Genomic DNA, 17,956 nt, shown 5'->3' with positions numbered 1-17,956 from the left:
TAGAATCTAGAAGTGAGAAGCGAGATTTCTACAGGCGAGGTTTTTCTAGCTTCTAGCCTCTCGCTTCTAGCTTCTGTTTTTCCCAGTCACGGTCGTTGCGGGGATGACAAGCGCATAGTTTTTAGAGACGCCCTGAATTTGCTGATTTTTCAGAGGTTACTTAAAACGATCCTGAAAGGTTTGATGATTTTTCGTTCCTTGTGATTTGGTACTGAAAGGGGAGAGGTGGCAGAGCGGTTGAATGCGGCAGTCTTGAAAACTGTTGACCTTTCACGAGGTCCGGGGGTTCGAATCCCCCCCTCTCCGCAACAAAGGTACGTTCCGGGAAAATAGTTAACACTTGATTCCGGGCACATGGTTTACACTTTCTGGTATGTCTTCCTCCAAAAGGAGGTGGATATGCTGTGGAAGGAGACCGGTGTCATGGATGAGAGAATGAAATTTGTGGGTTGTCTTCTTACCGGAGAGAAGATGGCCCATTTGTGTAAGGGGTTTGGGACAGAGAAAATGGCCGACCGTAAGGGAGGCCTTTTTTCTTTCGTGTGCTCGGCAGGGCGCGCTTGCTTGGAGGTGGGACCTTTCCGTCAGACGGAGCAAATTAAAATTCTCCGCTTCTCCGCTTGTCAGACGGAGCAAGTTAAAATTTTGCTCCGTCTGACAAAATACGGGATATTATTACTTCTGGACAAAGCTCATAAACCTTTGTAATTAAAAGATTATTGGAAGTTAGGGGCCGTCTAATGGTGGGCGGCGGTTTTGAAAGCCACTGACCTCTTGCGGGTCTGGGAATTCGGATGCCACGTTATAAAAATTACCGCAGTTCATATCTTCGCAGGCGCGAGAAACCCGTTTCGAAGCGCCGTCGAACCCTACGTCAGAAGCTGTCATTCGCATGGAAGGTGACCAAGCTCCTCGCGCTGCTTTCAATCGTGGCGCTGATTGCGATATTCTACCATTTTCGCTCGATAGACAAGGAGATCGCCGAAAAGTTCGACCGTCCTAGGAAATGGGACCTCCCCTCGCGCGTTTATTCCGATGCGGAGTATCTCTATCCAGGGATCAATACAAAGGAGCATGACATAATAGCCAAGCTTGACAGGCTCGGCTATCGCAACGTGAACAGCGACATAAAAGGAGCTGGGGAATTTTTTAGAAAGGGAAACTCTCTCCAAATATATCTCCATGATTTTGAGTATCCGGGTGAGTCATTCAAGGGCTTTCCGATAGATATCCGCACCGGAGGCGACAAGATAATTTCAATATCGAATATGTCGAGCGGCGAAACGCTCCCGCTGATCAGGCTTGAACCGGAGGAGGTAGCTTCTATATTCAACGAGAAGATGGAGGATAGGACCGTGGTCACCCTCCAGGAGGTCCCTGAAAATCTGATCGAGGCGGTAATCCTCATCGAGGATGAGAGATTTTTCAAGCACAGCGGAGTCGATCCGTTTGGAATCGTTCGCGCTGCGCTCGTCAATTTGAAATCTATGAGGATAGCGCAGGGCGGTTCGACGCTGACGCAGCAGCTCGTAAAAAATTTCTTTCTCCACTCCAAGAAATCCTTCATCAGAAAATTCAATGAGATGTTGATCGCGACTCGCATCGAGAAGAAACACTCGAAGGCGGAGATCCTCGAGGCGTACCTCAATGAGATATATCTAGGTCAGCGCGGATACTCTTCTGTTTCCGGCGTTGCCGAAGCGAGCAAGCTCTACTTCGGCAAAAACGTGGGTCAGCTTTCAACGGGGGAATGTGCGCTTCTCGCTGGGATGATAAGGCTTCCGAGTAGATACAATCCCATCACTAATCCGGAAAGTGCGAAGGAGCGTCGTGATTTTGTTTTAAAGCGCATGCTCAATGAGTCGCTTATATCCATTGAGGAGTACAATTCGGCGATAGCGGAAAAAATAGTGACGCCGAAAAGGCGCGAGAAGGCGGGAATTGCTCCTTACTTCATCGATTTCGTGAAGAGGCAGCTTTCTGATTTCTATCCCTCCTCGGTGCTCCAGACGGAGGGGTTAAAGATTTTTACCACTCTGGATATTTTTTATCAGCTCGCCGCGGAGGAATCCGTTTCAAAGGATCTCGTCGCGCTGGAGAAGGATTATGCGAATATACTTCCTGCGGAGCATGAGGGGCTTTTGCAGGCCTGCCTCATAGCCATGCAGCCATCGACGGGGTACGTGAAGGCGCTGGTTGGCGGGCGCAACTACGGCGAGAGCCAGTTCGACAGATGTACTCAGGCGATGCGCCAGCCGGGCTCTACCTTTAAACCCTTCGTCTACCTGACCGCGCTCGATCCTTCGCGTAGTCGGATGAAGTTTACCCCGGCATCTCTTATCGAGGACAGGAGTTTCGAGGTGAAGTCAGGCGGGCAGATGTGGAGTCCTTCGAATTATAACAGGAAGGAGCATGGGACCGTGACGCTCCGGCGTGCTCTCGAGCAGAGCCTTAATATAGCTACCGCCAGGCTCTCCATCGACGCAGGTTTGGAAAATGTAGTCAGGAGCGCGCGCGATGCCGGCATCACCAGCGAACTCATGGCGGTTCCGTCGCTTTCACTCGGTTCGTTCGAGCTCACTCCGATGGAGCTTGCCAGCGCTTATACTATTTTCCCCAATTCGGGAATAAGGACATCTCCGATCTCCATCATAAGCGTGATGACCAAGGAGGGGCAGGTCCTGGAGCGAAAAGAGATCCGAATGAAGCGAAGCTTTGATCCGGCGCCGGTCTATCTTACCACGCATCTGATGAAGGGGGTCATGGACAGCGGTACAGGAGCAGGCGCGAGAGCCCGCGGATTTACCGCTGTAGCTGCGGGCAAAACGGGGACTACCTCGAGCTACAAGGACGCGTGGTTCGTTGGTTTCACTCCCAACCTGCTCGCGCTTTCGTGGGTCGGTTACGATGATAACGCCGAGATGAAGATGAGCGGCGGTCGCGCGGCCCTTCCCATCTGGACGGATTTCATGAAGAGAGTCGAGCCGGAAGGTTCTGGAGATTTTACTGGTCCGCAGGATGTCGTTCTGGTAAAAGTTGACAAGGTGACGGGCGGACTTGCCGATCGCAGCTGCCCGCAGTCGGTGTACGAGGCTTTCATAAAGGGGACGGAACCGTCAAAACAATGCAGCGAAATATCTCTCATAAGCGGGCGGCAGGAAAATTTCTAAAATTCACTGGATCGATTTGCGGATATAGCTGCATAGCAGTCGTGCTTGCGCTTGCTGTTTTTATTTCATCCTGTGCGAAGAGATCCAAGCCATCTTATAAAAAAGTTCCCGATGAGAAACGTAGAGGCGAGGTCATGGAGCCTTCGAGAATTCCTTCAGCCGATTCTGTCGCTACTCCGCAAAGGAACGCATCGATGCAGCTGGTGGAAAAGGGTAAGAATCTGATGGATCGCGGCGAGCTCGATCTGGCTGCCAGTTCCTTTCGCGATGCGGTGAAGATAGACTCTACCAACGGAATAGCCTATTATTCTCTGGCGCTCGTCTATTTCCACCTCGACCGGCCCGAGCTCGCCATCGGCTTCATGGACAAGGCCGATTCCCTTCTTTCCGGCGACCTTAGGTGGCAGGGAAAGCTCTCCGAGCTGAGAAGCGTTATAGAGGCCGGGGGACTAAGCGATCGCCATTACGATAACCACCGGCCTCATTATGGGGATTTTTAGATTGCCTGACTGCCTCCCAATTGATACCAATCCCATTCGGACCTACCATTAGCGGGTGCAGTGATGGCGCTTGGCTGCTTCGAGGAAAGCTGGTGAAATTGTGTTCGTATTTAAAACGATAGTCTGGGGGACTCTTTTCATGCTGGGGGCCCTGATCGCCGGCCCATGGGTGGCGATGCAGTTTTCCGGCATACTTCCTCCGCTCGATATCGGCGCGATGCGATATCTTGGAATCGTTTGCATGGCAGCGGGCCTCATCTTCGCCGTCTATTGTACGCTGCTCCTCTTTCTGCCCATCTCAGGTAAACCGATTCCTTATGACAGCCATCACAAATTCGTAGCGACTGGTCCTTATAGGTATGTTAGAAATCCCTTTCTGCTCGGTATCGCAGTGGCACTGATTGGCGAAGCGATCTTCATCTCCGAAATTGCCATGTTCGCATATGCAGTGGTTATGATACTTTGTATGCACTTCTGGGTCGTATTTTGCGAGGAGCCCGCGTTGGTGGATAGATATGGGGATAAATATTTATCGTATATGAAGAAAGTACCGAGGTGGTTTCCTCTTTTAAAGTCGTGACGATAAAGGAGTGGAAAATGGCCGAAGCCGTTGTTGCAATGACAACTACGAATACCGAGCGCGAAGCGAAGTCTCTGGCGTCGCTCCTCGTTTCCAAAAGGTGTGCAGCCTGCGTACAGATAGTTTCCAAGATAAATTCTGTGTACGAATGGGAAGGCGAGATACATTCAGATCAGGAATATCTCCTCATGATCAAGACGCAGGAGAAGTTGGTGGACAAAGTTAAAAATCTCATAATTGAAAATCACAGCTATGAAGTGCCCGAATTTCTAGTCCTCCCAGTTGTGGATTCAACGGAGGATTATATGAATTGGATATGCAGGGTTACGAAATAAAGTATTGTAATTAAACCTTACAAGTATTGCATCTACAACTACCCTGTTCAAACCCAATAAAGATTGTATGCATTACGGAAAAGAGGGAACCCTTGCGCCTCTTCTTTTCCGTTATTTAAGGTGTGCAGTATTTGATTTTCACGGTTTTGATGGGGTTCCACTGAAGGAGACATTGGCGCGTTCACGAGACCGACCGTATTCGGAAGTCATAAATCAGATCGCTTTCCTGATTTGGAGGCCGACAACGGAGGACATCCAAATCAGATGAAAGAGACTGATTTATGACGACGGATAGGGAGGCGAAGTGCGCCCGGTCGACGAAGGGGGAACGCCATCAAAACAGAAATGAATGTAAAATTAGATCGTAATCTATTTTTAGAAGAGCTAGATTGATTTGTTATTTTTACAAATGAATATCTCAGATAACAAGCTTTCACCCAGCTCCGATGATTTTGCCTATCTTGGGACCTGTCGTATTTTTTCCTGAAAAGAAGAGCCGGCGCGCCACTTCCATCGCGCGTTTTTCCGCTTCATATGACTCCTTGAGAATCGCGCGTCTGGTGGCGTGGTTGTGATATTTGTGGCAGGGGAGTTTCTTTTCTTTGCGGCGCCTGTCATTTTCGGCTAGGAACTCTATCATCGACTCGATCGAGTATCCCATCAGGAACATCGCTCGCCCCGCGAAGCCGTCGGCGTCACCCTCTTCATCGCGCCTGATCGCATGGAGATCTTCATAGCTCATATTCGACCAGTCCACGTTTTTCGGTAAATCGCTCATCATATGGCCCCACTCGTGGGCGAGGATGCCAGCGATGAGATTTTCGTCGTCCCCATACTGGGCCAGAAAATCGACACCTACATAGACGTTGTCCTCATCGTCGACTGATGCGATCGTGTTTTTTGCAGGGAGTATCTTGCCCCCTTTTTTTCGCGATATCATCGCGAGCTTTTTGCGAATCCTGTCGAGAAGCCCCTTCGGTGCGAAAAAGGCGGCAAGTTCGGGCGGGAGATCCTTCGGGTCGACGATCTGTGGAATCGGTTCTCCGAGTATCTTCTTTATCTCTTCGGCATTACCGAAGGCGCCGCTTTTTGAGACCATGCGGCTCATCCAGGATGGGGGGAGCCCCACCATCTGGGCATTTATTTTCTCAATGGACATATTTTTTCAAATGGTCCTTCCCATGATAAGTTATCGGCTCATCATTGCCAAATGTTTCGTCATTTCGGGGGAGTCATTTCGGGGGAGAGAAACGGTTTGTCTCCCTAGATCGCAAGATATTTTGAATGACTTTGTTCATAAAGTTAATAAGATCAATATCTTACATTGGGGATGCAGACGGTTTGTTTCCCCCGAGGAGAGGGGAATGAGGGAAATCATAAAAAACAGGGCGCTCGAGCTTGGGTTCTGCGCCGTAGGCGTTACCTCTGCGGATCCCGTCGAGGAGATTTCAGGACTCGAGGGGGCGATATCCAGCGGGAGGATCGCAGGCATGTCGTGGCTGGCACGAAACCCGGCGATGCGCTGCGACCCGAAGTCCCTTTTAAAATCTGCAAAGAGCGTCATCTGCCTCGCCTATCCGTATGGCGAAAATGGAGTAGTTGCGGCTGATGATGAGCAGGGTGGAGTTCCATCTGGTTTAAGAGAAGATGAATCGGGAAATCCCTTCCAAAAGGTGGCGAGGTTTGCGCGCGGCGTTGAGTACCACGCCTTCATTCGAAAGAAGCTGGAGGAGATCACGGCTGAGATAGAAAAGAGAAATCCAGGCGCCGATTTTAAGATATGCGTCGATACTAGTCCCATCCTCGAAAAAGCGCTGGCTGCCCGCGCGGGGATAGGCTGGATCGGGAAAAATACGCTGCTTATAAATGAGAGATTTGGATCGTGGATTTTGCTCGGCGAGATTATGACTGATATAGAAATTCCGACCGATCATCCGGTCGCCGATCTATGCGGCGAATGCGATCTCTGCATCAGAAGCTGTCCCACCTTCGCGTTGTTGGAGCCGCGCAGGCTCGATGCGCGCAACTGTCTCTCCTACCTCAGTATCGAGCGTGAGGTGAGGGCTGGCGGGTGGTTTTCAGAACTCCTGAAAGGGAGATACGGTTGCGACCTCTGCCAAGAGCTCTGCCCCTATAATTCGCGGAAATCCACCGGCTGTTAACAAGTGATCGGCTTGCCATCTTTATCCTTTTCGTAAATAGGGCGTCGCTATATTGACTATTTCGCGGAATTTTTCCGGCTTTTTGGGTTTTATTAAATAATATCAAATGTTTGTAATGGACAATATTTTGGCACTCCTTTTGCTCTTTGAAGTTTGCAAAACCGGGGGGCGTGATGGAGGTGAGCGTAAAGAGAGGGATTAAAATTGTGCTATTCTTCCTGGTGATCCTTATCGCATCTGCGTGCGGAATGGATCCGATGGATCTCGATCACCTTTCGAGTCAACGTGCGGACACGGAGAGCGGATTGTATGAGACTGTGAAGCTTAGCATCGAGAACGGAGCCTCACACGTCAGATCGGATGTGTCGATAGAGATAAAATTTCCGCGCTCGCTTCAACGCGGCGCAGGGAATGAAAAAAATATCTTTCTGCTCGACATCGCCGATGTAGAATCCTCGACAAGCAGCGATGAGAGGGACGGGCTATTTGCAGGTATATGCGACCTCAAGCTTTCCGTGCCAGCCGCCGTTTCTACCTACGATAGAATAAATTTCGCCATACGACCATATGATGAGTTGAAGGAGGGAGCCGTCTATGCGCTATGCATTCTTGACTCCATAGTTTATCAGGATGGCGATACCTTTCCCGGAATGGTTGCGAGTTTTCGCACGATGCTTCCAAGGCGCGTAAAAATAGCGATGACATCCCCTTCGGACGGCGAGGCGGGCGTGTCGGTATCGCGTGCGATAAAAATTGTATTCGACGGCATGGTAGATCTGTCCATCCTCGAAGATGAAAATTTCGAAATCTTTTCCGAAGAGGGCGATTATGTGAATGGCGCGCTATCTTACAGGGAAAATTCTCCTATTGCCAATATTGCCTTTGAACCAGATGAGGAACTCTTGCCGGGGACCAGATACTTCGCAAGGATTTCCGGAGCGTTCGAAGATGTCGACGGGGAATGTCTCGCAGGCAGAAGTGGCGATGGTGATTGCAATAAATTCATTTACGAATGGAGCTTCGTAACTGCGAATTGATTTTACATCCGCCGCTTGAGTTTTATCTCTGCCCATCAGAGGGTGTATTTCGAGATCATCCTGATAAAAGAAGGGATCGATATCCCTATTACGTTAGTGAGACATCCATCCAGGGATTCCACCAGCGACATCCCTTTCCCCTGTATCGCGTAAGCGCCTGCGCGATTTTTCCATTCGCCGGTTGAGATATACCAGCTGATCATGGCATCGGATAAAATGTTGAAACGAACCTTGGTGCGCGTGGTTTCGACGTCGATAGTATTGCATTCAACATCACGCAGCGCGATCGAGCTCAATACCTCATGCGTTTTTCCGGAAAGCTCCTTCAATATTTTTATAGCGTGAGTTTCGTCTGACGGCTTGCCTACGATAGCATCTTCTATTCCTATCGCAGTGTCAACGGAGACGATTATGCTTTCAGCGGAAGGAGGGATGACGGCGGAGGCCTTGGATATTGCCAGCCTTCTCACGTAATCGTGAAGCCCCTCTCCTGCGATTGCACTTTCGTCTATATCAACTGATTCCAGAATAGGATCTATTCCGAGATCCGTTATCAGATTTCTTCTGGCTTCCGAGGCGGTGGCCACCACCAACATCTTTTTCAGTGTTACGGCAGGTTTTTTCATAGCAGTTCTTCCCGTCCGAGATTCAAATGTTTGCGGCAAATTGATCTATCAAACTCTTCATTTCGGCTGTGCCCTTGGATCTCTGGATATTGCGCATGAATTCCTTCACTCCCGGTATCCCCTTAGTGTACCATGATATTATCGATCGCATTGCAAGAGCCGCGGAATGTTCGCCAAGAAATTCTCGCAACATTTCGAGGTGTCTCGTCGCAGTGAGCAGCCTCTCCTTGCGACCGGGCTCACTGAAGTCAGAATCGAGTATCGCCCTGAATATCCAAGGATTTCCAATTGCAGCACGTCCTATCATAATTGCGTCGCATCGCGTCTGTTCGATCATCTCCAAAGCATCGTGGCGGGATTTGATATCGCCATTTCCTATGACGGGAATTTTCAGCGCGGATTTGACCGCGGCTATGTGGCTCCAGTCGGCCTTGCCGCTAAATTCCTGTTCGCGCGTCCGAGCATGAATTGCAACTGCGTCAGCTCCACAGCTCTCGGCTATCTTGGCTATCTCGATGCAGTTGATGGACTTAGAATTCCAGCCAGCGCGTATTTTTATGGTGAGGGGTTTTTCGGTCGCCTTTCTTGCTGCGGCTACTATTTTCGATACGAGTTCGGGATTTTTCATCAACGCTGCGCCAGCCCCCTTTTTGCAGACTTTGTGCACGGGGCATCCCATATTTATGTCGAAGAGGTCGACTGGCTCGGAAGAGAGCATCTCAATCGACTTGCCTATGCTTTCAGGGTTTGCCCCGAATACCTGAAGTCCGAAGGGTCGGACGCTTTCGTCATTTTTGAAGTAGCGCTTTGTTTTTTCTCCGGCCCTGATCGTACCTTCTGCCGATACCATCTCAGACATCGCCAGCGCGCATCCCATTTCCATCGCTAGGACGCGATACGGTAGCGCTGAGAGCCCGGCCATAGGAGCGGCTATCAGGTTGTTCTTCAGAGAGAGGGTCCCGATCTTTATTGGATGAAATTTTTCCATCGATTCACCCTATATACCAGGATGGGGGCGCATACAATATTTCAATGGAGCCAGCAGGTTTTTACGAAGGCCATGGATGAAGTAATTGCGAAATTTGAAGCGGAAAACGGCAACGGCGAGGTCCTAGGTGAAGTGTGCATGAAAGTGCCGGAATTGAACATCTGACCCGCGGGATTTGCACTCAACATGGGAAGTTGTTTCAGGCCCATTTCGATCGTCGCCATGGTTCCGATTCCTGGTGTGGAATGTATGGAGAAATTCCAGCCATGCTGCTGCGCAAGCTTCGATACGGAGGCCAGTCCCATTCCTGTTCCACCAGCGAGGTGCTGGTGGAAACGGTTTCCGGGGTTGAGGGCGCTTTCTACATTTTCGATTCCTGATCCGTTGTCCTCAATGGTTGTGACGAAGTTGTTTCCTCTGATGAACTGTCTGATGCTGGCGATTTTTGTCGCTTTGTTTGGGTCGCGGTATTTTATCGAGTTTAGAAGCAGCTCGTATATCGAGCGGAAATATGCGAACTCCATGTTGCTTGGCAACTTCAGATTGACTTTGCTGGATAAACTTACTGAAACGTCGTAATCCCTTCCTCTCGGAGAGAGAAGCCTGAGCGCCAAATTCGCCGCTGATTCTGAATAGTCGTATTTGAAAATTCCTATCGTCTCCAAGATTTTTTCCATGGCTTCCTGATTATTTCCTCTCTTCAGGAAGAAATTGCCTAGTTCGCTGGCACCTAAAACTGCCGTGTTTATATTGTTAAGATCGTGGATGAGCGATGCTCCGACCATCATCACTTCCCTCGCCCTTTCCACCTCTTCGTTAGGAACCTGCATTATATTCAGCGTGGACTTTATCGCCTTGTTCAACTTTTGGTGAAATGCAAAAAAGCTGTCAGACTCCTTTTGAGCCTCCTCGTGTAATTCTGCAACTTTTCTAACAGCGTTGTGAATTGGTGAAATTGGAAAACTTCCTGATGCGAACATCTTGGAGCTTATCTCTGTTATCATGCTCACAGTGTCCACAAGCTTTTTGACCCAGGATTCAGTAAACCATGATTCCAAAGATTCAGAGATGCGCTTGTATTCACCAATCGCATAATTCCCGAACATCACGGGGGCAAGAAGTTGAAGTGGGTTGAGAGTCACGCTATCGACCTTTTTAATGAGAGAAAGATCATTGCCTACCGAAAGGAGGTGATCATTCAGAGGGGTGGGGCCCACTCTCGAACCCAGACTATGCGCTACATCGAGATACTTTTCCCAGAGCAACTGAAGATAAGTTCCCTGCTCATAACTGGATACCTGCATAAAATCTTTGCTGAACGGATAGCGACTCGGAATCGCTGGCAAGTTGGCGGCGAGCTCTACAGGTTCAGGCGTTGCTGGTGGGGGGGGTGTTTCCGACATCGATGCGATAGAAATCACTCATTTTTTCTCCTAACCCTATACGCTGTCAATTTCACCTTCCTTATCGGTTGGGCAAAGATAAAGTTGTGTATAAATAGTATAAACCTATGAGTTCTTTTTATCCTGCTGGATGGGGTTTTCACTTCTTGCCAATAGGCGGCAAATCTGCTTTAAGCCGCACTTGCAGGTTGTTTTGGCATGTTTTCTCAAAAAAAAGGCGGTCGGGTCCCATGCGATTCTTTTAAGGCGGTGAACCCCGCCAGGCCCGGAAGGGAGCAACGGTACCCGATCTTGGAATGCGCCGTGGTTCAACCTGGCCGCCTCTTTTTTCTATTCGTGCGGTTTTGTGTGAAGGGCCACGCGCTTGTCGTGCGTTTTTAAAGAAGAACAGAGGCGAAATATGTCATATCAGGTCTTGGCCAGAAAATATCGCCCCCAGAAATTTTCCGATGTCGTGGGGCAGGACCACATCACTACAACTTTGAAGAACGCGATCAAGTCGGGAAGGTTGCATCATGCCTATATGTTTACCGGAGCCCGCGGAATAGGCAAAACCACCGTCGCAAGAATTCTGGCCAAGGCGCTCAACTGTTTTTCACCGGTAGATGCCGAGCCGTGCGGAGAATGCCAGAACTGTAGAGAGATAACCTCCGGAACTCTGATGGATGTTCAGGAAATCGATGGCGCTTCCAATAATAGCGTCGATGCGGTGCGCGAGATAAGCGAGCGGGTCAGGTACATGCCCTCGTCGGCCAAATATAAAATCTACATTGTGGACGAAGTTCATATGCTTTCCACAAGCGCCTTCAATGCGCTGCTGAAAACCCTCGAGGAGCCGCCGGCGCACGTGATCTTCATGTTCGCCACCACCGAGTCGCACAAGATTCCGGCCACGATTCTTTCCAGATGCCAGCGTTATGATTTCAGGAGAATTCCGTCGACGCTTATCGCGAAGGAGCTTTCAAGGATAGCCGGCAACGAGGGGGTAAAGGTGGATGACTCCGCCTTGAGAATAATAGCGCACGAGGCGACCGGATCGCTGCGCGATGCGGAATCGCTCTTCGATCAGGCGATTGCCTTCTCGGGGGATGAGATAACTTCCGAGGTGATCGGAAGGATGCTTGGCACACTCGACCGAAAACGCCTTTACGGTTTTCTGAGCGCTGTCATGAATCGTGATTCTGCCTCTGCGTTATCCCTGCTCGAGGATGCCTACAGGTTCGGAATAGACTTGGTGAGGTTCGCCGTCGAGATTCTGGAGCTGATCCGCCACATGCTGGTTATCTCGGAATGTAAAGGCGATTCAAAGGGAATCGATCTTCCGCCAGACGAGGTTGCCATGCTCGTCAAACTCGTCTCCGGAAGAGCTTCCGAGGAGATGCTTGGGATGTTCAACGTCTGGTATCGAATAGCTGAAGACGTTTCCCGCTCGGCATTTCCGAAGATGTTGCTTGAAATAGGAGTTATGAGGATGGTCAGGGCCTCCGACGTTAAAAACATCGGTGAGATATTGGCGCGAATAGACGATATAGTTTCTCCCGGCGCGAGGCGGCAAGTTAAAGATTCCGCGATTCCCGTGCAAGCTCCCTCCACCTCGAAGAAATCTCCTGAACAGGCTGCGGCGCTCAAGTTCGAGCCCGCTTCTTCCTCTTCTTCTCCTTCCGACGGAGGGGGGGGGAGATGGCTGGAATTCATGCGATGGGTGTCGATACAGAGACCCCAGATCGCATCGATACTTCAGAACGGTGTTTTCGTGGGGATAGATGGTTCGCTGGTTAAACTGTCGTTCAACAACATGCTCTACGCAGATATGCTCACTGAAGAGGATCGCAAAAAACAGCTCGACGACCTTATGGAAAAATTTTTCAAAAACAAAATGTCTGTAATCGTGGGAGTTATATCAGACGATTCGTCAGGGCCGGATGCCGCGCGTCGCAAAAGGGATATGATGCGCGAGGCTCTTGGAAATGACATAGTCAAGAAGACGGCCGACATACTTAACGCCCGCATCCACGATGTGAAGGTGGAAGGCGAGGATCACTGAGGTGCAAAGATGAAAATCGACATGAAAGAGATGATGAAACAGGCCCAGCAGATGCAGGCCGGAATCGCAAAGAAACAGGAGGAACTCGCGGGAAAGACCTTCGAGGCGAGCGCAGGCGGCGGTATGGTTACGGCGACCGTGAATGGAAAGCACGAGCTGCTTTCGCTGAAGATCGACCCCTCTATCGTTTCCTCTGATGACGTGGAGATGCTGCAGGATCTCGTCGTTGCCTCCGTAAACGAAGGGTTTCGCAAGGCCAACGATGCCGCGCAGCAGGTCTTCTCAGGCCTTATGGGCGGACTGGGAAACATCCCAAACATCTTCGGGTGACAGATGCTGCCGATAGACAGATTGGTTCACGAGCTTTCAAAACTTCCCGGGATAGGCGAACGTACGGCGACGCGCCTTGCCTTCTTCATCCTGAAGGAGCCCTACGAATACGCGCGTTCCCTGGCAAGCGCTATAGCCGATGTGAAGGAGCGCGTCAGGCTTTGTTCACGCTGCATGAATATCACGGAGTCCGATCCATGCGGCATTTGCGTCAGCCCCTCGCGCGATGACTCATCGATATGCGTGGTCGAGGAACCCTCCGATATGCTGGCGGTTGAGCGTACGCGCGCATTCCGCGGCCGTTATCACATCTTACACGGGGCACTCTCTCCGCTGGATGGCATCGGGCCGGAGGATATCAAGATCGCAGAGCTTCTCCGAAGGCTTGAAGACGGCTGTGCGAAAGAGGTGATCATCGCGACCAATGCGAATGTCGAAGGGGAGGCGACGGCGCTCTATATTTCCAGGCTCCTGAAGCCGACAGGGATAAAGGTGACGAGGCTCGCCAGCGGGATACCGGTCGGCGGCGACCTGGAGTATGTGGATCCCTCCACAATAAATCGCGCCTTCGAGGAGAGGAGGCCGATATAGTTGTGTAATATCAATTAGTTATGGCCTAAAATCTTTTGATGATAGGCGCAACTTGCGGGGGGCCGCCAGCCGATAAGTGTATTGGAAGAAGTCTTTTTTAGGAGGTTTGACATGAAGGTAGCTTTTGATCCAGCGGCGATAAACGAGGGAATAAACCAAAGCAAGGTGGATAGAAATGACAGCGCACCCCCCGCTTCCGCCCGTGTCGAGAGCAATCAGACGATGAAGGCGTTTATGAGGGTCTGCAAAGCTGCACAGAGGAGCACGACCTACTCATATGGACAGCCGTCGAATCCATCCAATCCTGAAGTTGTCATGACAAGGGGCAAATAGAACGCACAGGCGGTCATATGGTGACGATAGATAGAGAGATAGATGCGCGCATCAGAGACTGGACGGGCGAAACCCGCGAGGCCCCGGGCTCCCTTGCAAAGGGATTTTGCTCCTCATCCAAGGGAATTTTCGAAGGGTTGGCGCGTTGTTTGGTGGGTACTTTGGATGTCGAGAAGTACTTCGGCGATGTTGAGAAATATGAGATGGGTAAACCCGCGGAGCATTCCGGTGAAGATAGTAAAGCCGCCAAGAATAATAAAGCCTCCAAAAATAAAGGCATGAATGTCTCATTCGCTAAGGCTGTGGATAAGGAGGAAGTCATCAGAAAGTTGAAGGATAAGCTGGGCAAGACTTTTCCTGAAGGCCTTACAGCCGATAAACTCCCGGATGATCTTGCCAAGAAAATCCTCGGGCTTGGAGATGTAAATGCAGAACTGAAACAATTTATAGATCATTTTAGGGGAGAATCAGCACCGTCCGGTAATAACTAGTAACTTCTAGCGCAATTATAAATCGGGGGGAGATGTCGATGGACATCTCCCCCCGATTTTTTTGTGTTTTATTGATGATGTTTACGCGTATAGCCCGCGCAGCTCCGACGCCTTGACCACCCTCTGAATTGCGACCATGAATGCCGCGATGCGCATATTGACCTTGTGCTCTATCGATGTGTCGAGAACGGATTTAAAAGCACCCGTCATCATCTTGGAGAGATCGTTCTGCACGTATTCGTTGTTCCAGTAATACCCCATCCTGTTTTGCACCCATTCCAGGTAGGAAACCGCCACGCCGCCGGAGTTGCAGAGGATATCCGGTATGACGAAGACGCCAAGCTTTTCGAGAATCGGATCGGCATCCGGTGTGACCGGTCCGTTTGCGCCTTCTGCGATCATCTTCGCCCTGATATTCTTGGCGTTGGTAGAGTTGATCTGGTTTTCGAGCGCGGCCGGAACAAGAATGTCGACCTCCATCTCAAGCAGTTTCTTAGTGTCGTCCACCTTTGAGCATTTCACGACCTTTTCGAGTCCGGAGAGCAGCTTTTTACCCTTTATGTATTCGAAGACCGCCGGGATATCGAAGCCGTTTTCATTTGTGTAGGTTCCGGTCACATCGGAGATGCCTACGATCTTACATCCCTCATTATAGAGTATCTTGGCGGAGTTGGAGCCTACGTTCCCAAAGCCCTGAACTGCGACGGTGCTCTTTTTGAGATCTATGTTCAGGTGTTTGGCGGCGCTGACTATGGTGTGGACTATTCCCTGCGCTGTAGCCTCGGCTCTTCCAGCGGAACCGCCGATTTCCAGCGGCTTGCCTGTGACGACTGCAGGGCAATAAGCGCCGGCATGCATCGAATAGGTATCGACGAACCACGCCATGACTTGGGCATTCGTGCCTACATCCGGAGCGGGTACGTCCTTGTCCGGGCCGAAGATTTCTATCATATCGGCGAAATATCTGCGTGCGAGCCTCTCAAGTTCTCCGGTTGAAAGTTTTAACGGATCGCATATGACTCCGCCTTTGCCGCCCCCGAACGGGACATTTACCGCAGCGCATTTATAGGTCATCCAGAACGAGAGCGCCTTCACTTCATCGATATTGACGTCGGGATGAAACCTGACTCCGCCTTTGGCAGGACCTCGCGCGATATTATGCTGCACGCGGTACCCTTTGAAAACCTGTATGCTGCCATTATCCATTCGCACCGGAAGCGCAACCTCCACTACCTTGCGCGGCTCTTTGATCATGGCGACCTGATCCTTGGTGAGCTTTAGCTTTTCAGCGGCCTGATCAAACTGCGTCAGTGCGTTTTCGAATGCGTTCATGTTGGGGTTGGGATGGTTTACCGTAGACATTTTCTTCCTCCTTTTGGTGGAGCAGGAATCTATCCCCGATGAAATTTAAGTTCAAGTGGGATTGGAGAATATGTTGGGATTGGAGAATGTTTTATTCGCCGAGCTACTGCGAATGAATTTATATATTTGAAATATTCAGGTCTGATCGCAGCGTGCTACTTTGTTTGGTCTTTCATGAATAGTCTAATTAAATCATGGCGATAGCTTCTAAGAAGCTGCTTTTGCGGAGCGCGGCTTCGCCGAAGTCGAAATACATGAAAAAGCCGATCATCATTGCCTAGGATGTGAAGCCTTTTTTTGGGGAGGAAAAAGGCTTGATACCACGCTTCAATGATGATCATCAGAATTTCCGAAGATGGTGTGGGGATAAAGACTAAAGAGAGCGATATAGAAATTTCGAGCGGCGATGGCGCGAAACTTCATAATTGAATTGCGAACTCTCTTGCTTTTTTGTTATGCCGTCTCGGATCGAGGGAAAATATATGAATGTCAAAAGAGGTTTCGACAACAAGAGATATCTGATCGAGCAGTCTCGCGCGATACTCGAAAGGGTGGAGAGGTTCAAAGATAAGCTCTATCTGGAACTCGGAGGGAAGGTTCTCTTCGATTATCATGCGGCGCGAGTCCTGCCCGGATTCGATCCCAATGTCAAAATGCGGCTTCTCCAGAAACTCAAGGATAAGATAGATGTGATACTGTGCATCTATGCCGGCGATATCGAAAAAAAGAAGGTGCGCGCCGATTTCGGAATCACCTATGATGTAGATGCGCTGAAGACGATCGATGATTTCAAGGGGTGGGGCATAGCTATTTCCGCAGTCGTGATAACGAGGTTCGAAAATCAGCCCTCCGCCATAGCTTTTAAAAACAAGCTGCAGCATCGCGGCATCAGGGTGTACACGCACGGCTTTACCAACGGTTATCCTTATGACGTAGATACGATCGTCAGCCAGGATGGGTACGGCAGAAATCAGTATATCGAGACCTCGAAGCCTATCGTGGTCATAACCGGCCCCGGCCCTGGAAGCGGCAAGCTCGCCACATGCTTAAGCCAGATGTATCACGACCATATGCGCGGGGTGAAATCAGGCTACGCCAAGTTCGAGACCTTTCCGATATGGAATCTTCCGTTGAAGCATCCCGTAAATGTCGCCTACGAGGCTGCAACTGCGGAACTCGGGGATGTGAATGTGATTGATCACTTTCATCTGGATGCGTACGACGAAAAGACGGTAAATTATAACCGCGATGTCGACGCCTTTCCGCTTCTCAAGCGAATAATCGAGAAGATCACCGGAGGGGTAGAATATTACAAATCTCCGACAGACATGGGAGTCAATAAGGCCGGCTTCGGAATTACAGATGATGAGATAGTGAGCGAGGCCGCGAAGCAGGAAGTCATTCGCCGGTGTTTCAGATATCAGTGCGAGTACACGATGGGGCTGGTCGACAGGGAGAGTGTACAGAGGGTTGAGAAGCTGATGGAAAACCTCGGTATAAAGCTGGAGGATAGGAAGGTCGTGGGTGATGCGAGGCGTGCGGCCCACGAATGCCGGTTGAAGGGAAAGGGAAACGAGAACGTCTTCTGCGGAGCGGCCATAGAGCTTCCGGATGGCTCAATAATAACGGGCAAGAATTCCTCCCTGATGCACGCGTCGTCGAGTCTCATTCTGAATTCGGTTAAACATCTGGCGAAAATTCCGGACAATATGCATCTGCTTCCTCCGTCGATAATCGAGTCAATCAGAAGGTTCAGAAAAGACGTCTTGAACAAAAAAATGGTAAGCCTCAATCTGGAAGAGACTCTGATAGCCCTTTGCATAAGCGCAGCGACGAATCCGGCCGCAGAGATAGCCGTGGAAAAGTTGAAGGATCTGAGAGACTGCGAGGTTCACCTCACACATCTTCCGACGCCAGGCGATGAGGCCGGGCTCAGGAAGCTCAGGCTCAACATCACCTGCGATCCAAACTTCAGCACGAAGGATCTTTTTGTCTGCTGATATG

Annotated in this window: 17 protein-coding genes, 1 tRNA gene and 1 other RNA gene; 14 read left to right on the top strand and 5 right to left on the bottom strand. The window is 50.2% G+C overall.

Annotated features, from left to right (window positions below; translation table 11 throughout):
* The first annotated feature begins 219 nt into the window (after nucleotides 1-219).
* From GX659_08145 to GX659_08125, 5 genes are all read left to right on the top strand, one after another.
* A tRNA-Ser gene (locus tag GX659_08145) sits at nucleotides 220-306 on the top strand.
* A 488-nt stretch (nucleotides 307-794) separates the two neighbouring features.
* Complete coding sequence (locus tag GX659_08140) at nucleotides 795-3,170, top strand: PBP1A family penicillin-binding protein (GenBank protein ID NLD28745.1); 2,376 nt, start codon at nucleotides 795-797, stop codon at nucleotides 3,168-3,170.
* The gene (locus tag GX659_08135; GenBank protein ID NLD28744.1) at nucleotides 3,125-3,670 is read left to right on the top strand and encodes a tetratricopeptide repeat protein; all 546 of its coding nucleotides are present in this window, start codon (nucleotides 3,125-3,127) and stop codon (nucleotides 3,668-3,670) included. The genes GX659_08140 and GX659_08135 overlap by 46 nt, the downstream gene beginning before the upstream one ends.
* A gap of 100 nt (nucleotides 3,671-3,770) precedes the next feature.
* Nucleotides 3,771-4,250, top strand: coding sequence for an isoprenylcysteine carboxylmethyltransferase family protein (locus GX659_08130; GenBank protein NLD28743.1), 480 nt, complete (start codon nucleotides 3,771-3,773; stop codon nucleotides 4,248-4,250).
* Nucleotides 4,251-4,267: 17 nt separating this feature from the next.
* Nucleotides 4,268-4,585, top strand: coding sequence for a divalent-cation tolerance protein CutA (locus GX659_08125; protein ID NLD28742.1), 318 nt, complete (start codon nucleotides 4,268-4,270; stop codon nucleotides 4,583-4,585).
* Nucleotides 4,586-5,018: 433 nt separating this feature from the next.
* Here the strand turns inward: GX659_08125 and GX659_08120 are convergent, their stop codons facing one another.
* The gene (locus GX659_08120; protein ID NLD28741.1) at nucleotides 5,019-5,744 is read right to left on the bottom strand and encodes a hypothetical protein; all 726 of its coding nucleotides are present in this window, start codon (nucleotides 5,742-5,744) and stop codon (nucleotides 5,019-5,021) included.
* 205 nt (nucleotides 5,745-5,949) lie between these two features.
* Between GX659_08120 and queG the strand changes: the two genes are divergently transcribed.
* Nucleotides 5,950-6,747, top strand: a complete 798-nt coding sequence (gene queG / locus GX659_08115; GenBank protein NLD28740.1) for a tRNA epoxyqueuosine(34) reductase QueG — start codon at nucleotides 5,950-5,952, stop codon at nucleotides 6,745-6,747.
* A 173-nt stretch (nucleotides 6,748-6,920) separates the two neighbouring features.
* Nucleotides 6,921-7,784, top strand: coding sequence for an Ig-like domain-containing protein (locus tag GX659_08110; protein NLD28739.1), 864 nt, complete (start codon nucleotides 6,921-6,923; stop codon nucleotides 7,782-7,784).
* A 35-nt stretch (nucleotides 7,785-7,819) separates the two neighbouring features.
* On the opposite strand, the gene maf is transcribed toward GX659_08110, so the two are convergent.
* From maf to GX659_08095, 3 genes are read right to left on the bottom strand one after another with little or no spacing between them, the layout of a single operon-like run.
* Nucleotides 7,820-8,410, bottom strand: coding sequence for a septum formation protein Maf (gene maf / locus GX659_08105; protein ID NLD28738.1), 591 nt, complete (start codon nucleotides 8,408-8,410; stop codon nucleotides 7,820-7,822).
* Between the two features lie 22 nt (nucleotides 8,411-8,432).
* The gene (gene dusB / locus GX659_08100) at nucleotides 8,433-9,398 is read right to left on the bottom strand and encodes a tRNA dihydrouridine synthase DusB (GenBank protein ID NLD28737.1); all 966 of its coding nucleotides are present in this window, start codon (nucleotides 9,396-9,398) and stop codon (nucleotides 8,433-8,435) included.
* Between the two features lie 41 nt (nucleotides 9,399-9,439).
* A complete protein-coding gene (locus tag GX659_08095) occupies nucleotides 9,440-10,819 on the bottom strand; it encodes a sensor histidine kinase (protein ID NLD28736.1) in 1,380 nt (459 codons plus the stop codon).
* Nucleotides 10,820-11,020: 201 nt separating this feature from the next.
* On the opposite strand from GX659_08095, the gene ffs reads away from it, so the two are divergent.
* The 6 genes from ffs (at nucleotide 11,021) to GX659_08065 (ending at nucleotide 14,590) form a co-directional block, all read left to right on the top strand.
* Nucleotides 11,021-11,123: signal recognition particle sRNA small type (gene ffs / locus GX659_08090), an RNA gene on the top strand.
* Nucleotides 11,124-11,201: 78 nt separating this feature from the next.
* Complete coding sequence (gene dnaX / locus GX659_08085; protein ID NLD28735.1) at nucleotides 11,202-12,845, top strand: DNA polymerase III subunit gamma/tau; 1,644 nt, start codon at nucleotides 11,202-11,204, stop codon at nucleotides 12,843-12,845.
* 9 nt (nucleotides 12,846-12,854) lie between these two features.
* A complete protein-coding gene (locus GX659_08080; GenBank protein NLD28734.1) occupies nucleotides 12,855-13,175 on the top strand; it encodes a YbaB/EbfC family nucleoid-associated protein in 321 nt (106 codons plus the stop codon).
* Between the two features lie 3 nt (nucleotides 13,176-13,178).
* The gene (recR, locus tag GX659_08075) at nucleotides 13,179-13,766 is read left to right on the top strand and encodes a recombination protein RecR (protein NLD28733.1); all 588 of its coding nucleotides are present in this window, start codon (nucleotides 13,179-13,181) and stop codon (nucleotides 13,764-13,766) included.
* Nucleotides 13,767-13,877: 111 nt separating this feature from the next.
* Nucleotides 13,878-14,099 carry a hypothetical protein gene (locus GX659_08070; GenBank protein ID NLD28732.1) on the top strand — a complete coding sequence of 74 codons (222 nt, stop codon included), beginning with the start codon at nucleotides 13,878-13,880 and terminating at the stop codon, nucleotides 14,097-14,099.
* A gap of 17 nt (nucleotides 14,100-14,116) precedes the next feature.
* Nucleotides 14,117-14,590: a hypothetical protein gene (locus tag GX659_08065; protein ID NLD28731.1), complete on the top strand. Its 474-nt coding sequence runs from the start codon at nucleotides 14,117-14,119 to the stop codon at nucleotides 14,588-14,590.
* A gap of 81 nt (nucleotides 14,591-14,671) precedes the next feature.
* On the opposite strand, the gene GX659_08060 is transcribed toward GX659_08065, so the two are convergent.
* Entirely contained in the window at nucleotides 14,672-15,922 is a 1,251-nt protein-coding gene (locus GX659_08060; GenBank protein ID NLD28730.1) for a Glu/Leu/Phe/Val dehydrogenase, read from the bottom strand.
* Between the two features lie 512 nt (nucleotides 15,923-16,434).
* Between GX659_08060 and GX659_08055 the strand changes: the two genes are divergently transcribed.
* Nucleotides 16,435-17,952 (top strand): DUF1846 domain-containing protein, encoded by a 1,518-nt coding sequence (locus GX659_08055; GenBank protein ID NLD28729.1) that lies wholly within the window; start codon nucleotides 16,435-16,437, stop codon nucleotides 17,950-17,952.
* The last annotated feature ends 4 nt before the right edge of the window (nucleotides 17,953-17,956 follow it).

The organism is Myxococcales bacterium (assembly GCA_012513515.1).
Lineage (GTDB): Bacteria > UBA10199 > UBA10199 > 2-02-FULL-44-16 > JAAZCA01 > JAAZCA01.
This window is presented reverse-complemented; position numbering and strand designations above follow the sequence as displayed.

Excerpts from the sequence above, each read along its gene's own strand:
- GX659_08140 (NLD28745.1), top strand. The coding sequence starts at position 795 with ATGCCACGTTATAAAAATTACCGCAGTTCATATCTTCGCAGGCGCGAG.
- GX659_08135 (NLD28744.1), top strand. The coding sequence starts at position 3,125 with ATGCAGCGAAATATCTCTCATAAGCGGGCGGCAGGAAAATTTCTAAAA.
- GX659_08125 (NLD28742.1), top strand. The coding sequence starts at position 4,268 with ATGGCCGAAGCCGTTGTTGCAATGACAACTACGAATACCGAGCGCGAA.
- GX659_08120 (NLD28741.1), bottom strand. The coding sequence starts at position 5,744 with ATGTCCATTGAGAAAATAAATGCCCAGATGGTGGGGCTCCCCCCATCC.
- queG (NLD28740.1), top strand. The coding sequence starts at position 5,950 with ATGAGGGAAATCATAAAAAACAGGGCGCTCGAGCTTGGGTTCTGCGCC.
- GX659_08110 (NLD28739.1), top strand. The coding sequence starts at position 6,921 with ATGGAGGTGAGCGTAAAGAGAGGGATTAAAATTGTGCTATTCTTCCTG.
- maf (NLD28738.1), bottom strand. The coding sequence starts at position 8,410 with ATGAAAAAACCTGCCGTAACACTGAAAAAGATGTTGGTGGTGGCCACC.
- dusB (NLD28737.1), bottom strand. The coding sequence starts at position 9,398 with ATGGAAAAATTTCATCCAATAAAGATCGGGACCCTCTCTCTGAAGAAC.
- dnaX (NLD28735.1), top strand. The coding sequence starts at position 11,202 with ATGTCATATCAGGTCTTGGCCAGAAAATATCGCCCCCAGAAATTTTCC.
- GX659_08080 (NLD28734.1), top strand. The coding sequence starts at position 12,855 with ATGAAAATCGACATGAAAGAGATGATGAAACAGGCCCAGCAGATGCAG.
- recR (NLD28733.1), top strand. The coding sequence starts at position 13,179 with ATGCTGCCGATAGACAGATTGGTTCACGAGCTTTCAAAACTTCCCGGG.
- GX659_08070 (NLD28732.1), top strand. The coding sequence starts at position 13,878 with ATGAAGGTAGCTTTTGATCCAGCGGCGATAAACGAGGGAATAAACCAA.
- GX659_08065 (NLD28731.1), top strand. The coding sequence starts at position 14,117 with ATGGTGACGATAGATAGAGAGATAGATGCGCGCATCAGAGACTGGACG.
- GX659_08060 (NLD28730.1), bottom strand. The coding sequence starts at position 15,922 with ATGAACGCATTCGAAAACGCACTGACGCAGTTTGATCAGGCCGCTGAA.
- GX659_08055 (NLD28729.1), top strand. The coding sequence starts at position 16,435 with ATGAATGTCAAAAGAGGTTTCGACAACAAGAGATATCTGATCGAGCAG.